This is a genomic window from Pseudoxanthomonas sp. LjRoot204_2 (assembly GCF_056175765.1).
This window is the reverse complement of record NZ_JBGFFG010000149.1, coordinates 1-7,579: the sequence shown is the minus strand read 5'-3', so window position 1 is coordinate 7,579 and position 7,579 is coordinate 1. Positions and strand designations below refer to the sequence as shown.

At 65.9% G+C, this 7,579-nt stretch carries 8 protein-coding genes; all 8 read left to right on the top strand.

Annotated features, from left to right (window positions below):
• A partial coding sequence (locus AC04L7_RS08820; protein ID WP_475512850.1) for a cysteine desulfurase occupies nucleotides 1-1,188 on the top strand: 1,188 nt, incomplete at its 5' end.
• Between the two features lie 39 nt (nucleotides 1,189-1,227).
• Nucleotides 1,228-1,767 carry a GNAT family N-acetyltransferase gene (locus tag AC04L7_RS08815; RefSeq protein ID WP_435999944.1) on the top strand — a complete coding sequence of 180 codons (540 nt, stop codon included), beginning with the start codon at nucleotides 1,228-1,230 and terminating at the stop codon, nucleotides 1,765-1,767.
• Entirely contained in the window at nucleotides 1,764-2,096 is a 333-nt protein-coding gene (locus AC04L7_RS08810; protein ID WP_296278848.1) for a non-heme iron oxygenase ferredoxin subunit, read from the top strand. Before AC04L7_RS08815 ends, AC04L7_RS08810 begins: the two co-directional genes overlap by 4 nt.
• Nucleotides 2,097-2,192: 96 nt before the next feature.
• The gene (locus AC04L7_RS08805) at nucleotides 2,193-2,564 is read left to right on the top strand and encodes a hypothetical protein (RefSeq protein ID WP_435999946.1); all 372 of its coding nucleotides are present in this window, start codon (nucleotides 2,193-2,195) and stop codon (nucleotides 2,562-2,564) included.
• Between the two features lie 145 nt (nucleotides 2,565-2,709).
• Complete coding sequence (locus AC04L7_RS08800) at nucleotides 2,710-5,001, top strand: TonB-dependent receptor (RefSeq protein ID WP_475512849.1); 2,292 nt, start codon at nucleotides 2,710-2,712, stop codon at nucleotides 4,999-5,001.
• 64 nt (nucleotides 5,002-5,065) lie between these two features.
• Nucleotides 5,066-5,752, top strand: a complete 687-nt coding sequence (locus tag AC04L7_RS08795) for a Fe2+-dependent dioxygenase (RefSeq protein ID WP_435999950.1) — start codon at nucleotides 5,066-5,068, stop codon at nucleotides 5,750-5,752.
• Nucleotides 5,753-5,830: 78 nt separating this feature from the next.
• A complete protein-coding gene (locus tag AC04L7_RS08790) occupies nucleotides 5,831-6,310 on the top strand; it encodes a hypothetical protein (protein WP_475512848.1) in 480 nt (159 codons plus the stop codon).
• A gap of 91 nt (nucleotides 6,311-6,401) precedes the next feature.
• Nucleotides 6,402-7,579: TonB-dependent receptor plug domain-containing protein (locus AC04L7_RS08785; RefSeq protein ID WP_475512847.1), on the top strand; the 1,178-nt coding region annotated here is incomplete at its 3' end.

Below are 7,579 nucleotides of genomic sequence, written 5' to 3'. Positions count from 1 at the left end.
GACTTCCCCCTGCTCGCGCGGCAGGTCAACGGCAAGCCGCTCATCTACCTGGACAGCGCCAACACCGGCCAGAAGCCGGTGTCGGTGATCCGGACGACCGACGACTTCTATCGCCAACACAACGCCAACGTCAGCCGTGCGGTGCATACGCTGGGCACGGAGGCAACGGAAGCCTACGAAGGCGCCCGCAAGACGCTGGCGCGCTTCCTCAACGTGCGCGCGGACGAGCTGGTCTTGTGCAGCGGTACCACCTTCGCGATCAACCTGGTGGCCTACTCGTGGGCGCTGCCGCGCCTGAAGGCCGGCGACACGATCCTGGTGTCGCGCATGGAGCACCACGCCAACATCGTGCCCTGGCAACTGGTCGCCCAGCGCACCGGCGCGACCATCAAGGTTGCGGAAATCCACGCCGACGGCACGCTCGACCTCGATGCGCTGCACGCCGCGATGACCGGTGATGTGAAGCTGCTGGCGATCACCCACACTTCGAACGTGCTGGGCACAGTCAACCCGGTGCGCGATATCTGCCGCGAGGCACGCAAGCGCGGGATCACGACGGTCGTCGATGGTTCCCAGGCCGTGCCGCATCGCGCGGTCGACATCGCCGCCATCGGCTGCGACTTCTACGCGCTGACCGGCCACAAGATGTGCGGGCCCACCGGCACCGGCGCCCTGTGGGCGCGCAAGGAACACCTGCAGGCTATGCCGCCGTTCATCGGCGGCGGCGAGATGATCAAGGAAGTGAGCTTCGACGGCACGGTGTTCAACGACCCGCCGCACAAGTTCGAAGCCGGCACGCCCAACATCGCGGGTTTCATCGGGCTGGGCGCGGCCGTGGACTACCTGGATGCGCTGGGCATGGCCAACGTCGAAGCCCGCGAAGCCGAACTTCTGGCGCACGCCACCGAGGAACTGGACCGGATCGAGGGCCTGCGCATCTTCGGCCGCGCGCCCGACAAGGCGGCGGTGATTTCCTTCCTGATCAAAGGGGCGCATGCGCACGACCTGGCCACGTTGCTGGACCTGGAGGGCGTCGCCGTCCGCTCCGGCCAGCATTGCGCGCATCCCTTGCTGCAGTTCTTCGGCGTCGCCGCCACCCTGCGGGCCTCGTTCGCGTTCTACAACTCGCACGAGGATGTCGAGCGCTTCATCGCGRCCCTGAAGAAAGCGCGCAGCCTGCTGGCCTGACGCTGGGGTAGAAGGGGTTGCCGCCCTACAATGGGCGGCATGGATACCCTGACCTTCCGCTCCGCCGTCCCCGCCGACATTCCGGCCCTCGTCGCACTGGTGACCTCTGCCTACCGCGGTGATGTCAGCAAGCAGGGCTGGACCACCGAAGCCGACATGCTCGATGGCCAGCGCATCGATCCGGACGTGCTCGCCCGCGACATCGAACGCGATCGCAGCCGCATCCTGCTGGCCGAACGCGATGGCCTGCTGTTGGCCTGCGCGCACGTGGCGGAAGACGAGGGTGCGGGCTACTTTGGCATGTTCTCCGTGCGGCCCGACCTGCAGGGCGGTGGCGTCGGCAAGGCCATGCTGGCGGAAGCCGAACGCGTGGCGCGCGACGAATGGCGATTGCCCGCGATGCGGATGACGGTGATCGACATCCGTGACGAGTTGATCGCGTTCTACGAACGCCGCGGCTATGTGCGAACCGGCACCAAGAAGCCCTTCCCCTACGGCGACGAGCGCTTCGGCATACCGAAGCGCGACGATCTGCGCTTCGAAGTCCTCGAGAAGCCTCTGACGGAAGCCGCGGCATGAGCGAGACCTGGACCTTTGTCTGTGCCACGGGCGAGCTGTTGCCCGGCGAAATGAAAACCGTCTTCGACGAGGTCACGGGTACGCCGATCCTCGTCGTCAATCACGAGGGCACGCTGTACGCCCTCGAGGACAAGTGCAGCCACGAGGATTTCGAGCTGTCATCCGGCACCTTCGACCCGAAGGACGCCAGCATCGAGTGCGTGCTGCACGGCGCGCGGTTCGATGTCAGGGATGGGCGTGCCCTGTGTGCGCCGGCGTATTCGCCCGTTCCCAAGTTCCCGACTCGCATCGAACACGGCGGCGTCTGGACGCGTGACGATCGCGACTGACCCAAGCCGCTGGCGCGCCTGTTGTAATCGCAAATCATTCTCATTATCCTGTCGCACCGCTGCGACAGGCTGTCGCAGCCGACCCATCGAGACCCCGTGCTGCGCGAAGTCCGCCCTCTTTCGATCCTGTCAGGCTGCCTGCTGTGGGCGAGCCTGTTCGTGCTCGCAGGCCTGTTCGTCGCGTCCACTGGCGCGGATCTCCGGGGCGCGTCGCCATGGTCTTCGGCTGCCCAGTACGAACCCGACATGGACGGCCCGCACCGTAGCGGGTACACGTCCGCGTCTCCCGCCGGATACATGGTCGAAAGCCTGCCGATGCCGGCAGAGTCCGAAGCCGACGGCGACTGCATCGTTCGACGCTGTGTCGCGACCGCACCGCAGCTCGCGCGTGCCGATAACCGGCATGCGGACGCCCCGGCTTCGCGTCGCGTCCGTTCGCCCGGACGCGGGCCGCCGCCCTTCACCTGATCCGCTTCTCGCGGGCCGCTCGGCAAGTGGCCGCGACGATGCTCGAACGATCACGGCGCCGCCGAGGCGCGCATTCCCCCTCGCCACCGATCTCTCCCGCCAGCCTTCGCCACCGGGTGTTCCCTTCCTGCACCTGAGGATGCTCATGAATCTGCGCCACTCTCCCCTCGCCGCTGCCCTGCTGCTGGCCCTCAGCACCCCTGCCCTTGCCGCTCCGGGCGGCGAGATTCCTGCCGACGCCGCCATGCAGGCCAAGGAACTGGACACCGTCGAGGTGCACGGTGAGCGCGTCCAGAAGGCCAGCTCGCCGAAGTACACCGAACCCCTGCTCGACACGCCGCAGACGATCACCGTGGTGACCAGCGACGTCATGGCGCAACAGAACCTGCTGGGCCTGAAGGACGTGCTGAGCACGCTGCCCGGCATCACCTTCGGTGCCGGCGAAGGCGGCGGCGGCTATGGCGACAGCATCAACCTGCGCGGCTTCACTGCCAGCAGCGACATCACCACCGATGGCGTGCGCGACAGTGCGCAGTACACGCGCAGCGACACGTTCAATCTCGAGTCGATCGAACTGATCAATGGCGCCAACTCCGCCATGTCCGGTGCCGGCTCCGTCGGCGGCACCATCAACCTGGTCAGCAAGACCGCACGCGAGGGCGATTTCAACACGTTCACCGTGGGCGCTGGCTCGGACAAGTACAGCCGCGTGACCRCCGATAGCAACGTCGACTTCGAGAACGGCATCGCCGTCCGCTTGAACGCGATGGGGCATACCCAGGACGTACCCGGGCGCGACGAAGAATTCAAGCACCGCTGGGGTTTTGCGCCGTCGATCGCGTTCGGCCTGGATTCCGACACCCGTTTCACGCTGAGCTACCTGCACCAGCACGACAACAACATGCCGCAGTACGGCGTCCCGTTCGCATTGAGTCCGTTCAACGACGGCCCCCTGCCGGGCGTGGATCGCGAAACGTATTTCGGTTATCGGAACACGTCGCGTCAGGAAAGCGACGTCGACATGCTGACCGGTGTGTTCGAAATGGACTTCGGCGACCACGTGACCCTGCGCAGCCTGGGTCGCCTGCAGCGGGTCGAGCAGTACACCAATGCCACTGCACTGCAGGGTTCGTGGTGCCTGTCGAACAACACCAACCCCTATACCGGCCAGGCCTGCGTGGGTCAGCCGGCGGGCACATGGAATCCGAATGGTGGCCCGCGTGGACTGGTACGCGACACCGAGAATTTCATCGCCCACAGCCAGACGGACCTGACGGCCAGCTTCAGCACGGGCGCCGTGCGCCATGACGTCGTCGTGGGCATGTCCTTCAGCAAGGAGGACTTCGAACTGGACACCGGCACGACCTTCCGCAATCCCGACGGATCCACGACGGGCATCACCTACCCGATCCAGAACTTCGACAATCCGTACAACATCTGGGCCGGTCCGCAGAACTATTTCCGTACCGGCCGCACCGAGGGCAGCCTGAACAACCAGACGGTGTACGTGTTCGATACGTTGAAGTTTGGCGACCAATGGCTGCTGAACCTGGGCGCGCGCTACGAGCACAACGAAGGCGACACGGTGAACTACGCCGTCTCCACCACGGGCCAGATCACTGGCGTGAGCGGCGTCTTCGAGAACGAGGACGATCTGTTCTCGTATCGCGCGGGCCTGGTGTACAAGCCAGTCGACAACGCCAGCGTCTATCTGTCGTACGCCAACAGCAAGACGCCGTCGAAGGCGTCGGTCAATGGCGCTTGCAGCGCGGTGACGTGCAATGTGGATCCCGAAACCGCGGTCAACATCGAGCTCGGCACCAAGTGGGACGTATTGGAGAACCGCCTTGCGGTAACCGCCGCACTGTTCCGCAACGAGCGCCAGAACTACAAGGTGGCGAGCGTCGACCCGCTGCAGCCGGAGCAGGTGCTAGACGGCAAGGTGCGCGTGGACGGTATCGCTTTGGGCGTGGCCGGCAACATCACGCGCGAGTGGGCGGTGTTCGCCAACTACACGTTCCTGGACAGCGAGGTCCTGCAGAACGCAGCGGACGGTGCCGCCACGGATCCGGTCAAGGGCCACGAACTGACCCAGACACCGCGCCACTCGGCGAGCCTCTGGAGCACGTACGAACTGGGCGACTGGACCTTCGGCTACGGTGCGACCTACCAGGGCAGTTTCTATCCGAACAACTCCTCTGCAACGGCCTACCTGAAGACGGAAGCCTACTGGGTCCACCGTGCGATGGTCGGTTACCAGATCAATGAACGTATCGGCCTGCAGCTCAACGTCAGCAATTTGTTCGACGAGGAGTACTACACCGGTATCCGCAACAACCTGACCGTCAACGGTGCTGGCGTGGTGACCGCCGGCAACGGCTGGGCCAATCCGGGCGAAGGCCGCTCGGCGGTGCTGACGGCCACGTTCCGGTTCTGAGTCACCCACGCGATACCACCCCGCCCATGCACAATGGGCGGGGTTTCTTTTCGAGGCGAACCGCATGTTGCTGGCGATCCCGGATGTCCTGACTCCCGCGCAGGTCGCGCAAGCACGGGCGCGGCTGGATACCGCCGATTGGGCGGACGGCCGCATCACCGCGGGCTACCAGTCGGCCAAGGCCAAGGACAACGCGCAGCTGCCGGAGGATTCGGCGGCCGCGCGGGACGTCGGCGCACTGATCCTCGACGCGCTCTCGCGCAACAGCACCTTCTTCTCGGCGGCGCTGCCCAGGCGCATCTATCCGCCGCTGTTCAATCGCTACGCCGGTGGCCAGTCCTTCGGGTACCACGTCGACAACGCGATCCGCTACGACCGCAGCCGCGGCGGCGTGGACCCGGTGCGCACGGATCTCTCCGCCACGCTCTTCCTGAGTGCACCGGAAGACTACGACGGCGGCGAACTGATCATCGAGGACACCTTCGGCACCCAGAGCGTGAAGCTTCCGGCCGGCCACATGGTGCTCTACCCCGGCACCAGCCTGCACCGGGTGACGCCGGTGACGCGCGGCGCGCGCGTGGCTTCGTTCTTCTGGCTGCAGAGCATGGTGCGCGACGATGGCCATCGCCGGCTGATGTTCGAGCTGGATGTCTCCATCCGTCGCCTGACTGCCGACGTGCCCGAGCACCCTGCGCTGGTGCAGCTGACCGGCGTGTACCACAACCTGCTGCGGCAATGGGCGGAGGTCTGACCCATCTAAACAAGATCCATCCTTGTTTGCATTTGATAAGTATTCTCATTTAAGATTCGCCGTGTCCGGTGGGCCGCCATGGCTCGCCGCCGGGGAAGTCAGGTGTTCCAAGCATTCGCCTCCATCGTCGGACAGAGCCGCGCGCCACAGGCCCGCGCGGGACTGTACTGCCGTCTGCTGGGCCTGCTGGCGATCGTGGTCTTCCATGCCGCGATCAGCCTTTCGCTGGGAAGTGGCCATGTCAAAGCCTTGGACGCCGCCGGGTCCGGCACGCCGACAACCCTCGCAAGCGCTGCCGAGGACGGCGATCCGCCACCGGTGATGCCGTATCGCGGACCGCACCTGAAGAAGCCTCGTGTCAGCGCGCTGAAGGTCTGGACTGGGTCCGCCTCCCGCGCTGCCGCGCCGGCGCCGGCATTCCTGGCCGGCCACGCTCTCACCGTTTCGTCCGAAGGAACGCGAGCGTCGCGCGCGCCTCTGTCGAACACCACGCCGATGCTTCGCCCCGACGCCACACGGCGCTTGCATCCCGGCCAGGCGCCACCGCGCGTCGCCTGATCCTCGCCGGCCGTGCGAGGCACGGCGTGCGGTCCGCGTCGCGCCATTGTCCGCGTGATGCGCCTCCTTCTTCATCCCTGCGAAGCCCTTCATGAACCTCTCTTGCAGCTCCCTGCAGGCGCCGCCGCGCCACACCCGCCTTGCGCTCGCCCTTGTCGTCCTGGTGTGCGCGCCCGCGCTGGCCCAGCCCGTGCCTGAAGGTGCGGCGGAGGCCACCGAACTCGACGCCGTGGTCGTCACCGCGTCCGGTTTCGAGCAGAAGATCACCGATGCGCCCGCGAGCATCAGCGTGATCACCGCCGAAGAACTGCGCAAGCGCCCCTACATCACGCTGATCGACGCCGTGCGCGACCTGGAAGGCGTGGACGTCGGCGAAACCTCGGACAAGACCGGGCAGAAGACGATCAGCATCCGCGGCATGGGGCCGGACTACACCCTGATCCTCATCGACGGCAAGCGCCAGAACAATCATGGCGACATCTACCCGAACTCGTTCGGCGGCAACCAGTTCAACCACATTCCGCCGCTGGACATGATCCAGCGCATCGAAGTCATCCGCGGTCCCGCCTCGACGCTGTACGGCGCCGATGCGCTGGGCGGCGTGATCAACATCATCACTCGCAAGGTCTCGGATCGCTGGCGCGGGTCGGCCACGCTCGGCCACGGCATCCAGGAGAACAGCGATTTCGGCAGCGACACCACGCTCGACTTCGCGCTGATGGGACCCCTGCTGCAGGATCGCCTGGGCGTTGGCGTACGCGGCTCCTGGTATGAGCGCAATGCGTCGACGCCGGAGTACGAAACGATCACCGCGCCGGATGGCACGGTGTTCGAACGCGCGTTGGGCTTCGGAGGTGGCGGCAAGACCGTGGACAACACCAACAAGAGCGCGGGGATCACGCTGAGCTGGACGCCGACGGATCTCCAAAGCGTCACCTTCGACTACGACACCTCCGAACAGGTCTACGACAACACGCCCTACATCAACAACCTGGGCACGGAAACATATCCGCTGGGTACCGTGGATGGCCTGGCAGGCATCTGGCGTGCGGCGCCGCAGGTAGGCTACGCGGCCGACCAGGAGTTCACCCGCGACCAGTGGTCGGTCACGCACAACGGCCAGTGGGCCTTCGGCACCAGCTTCGTGTCGCTGGCGCACATCGACACCGGCAATCATGGACGCACCCTCCCCTTCACGGTGGCCGAGCGCCTGCTGCACCGTGACATCTACTGCAACAACGCGGCCACCTGCGCCACCGGCCCTTACGC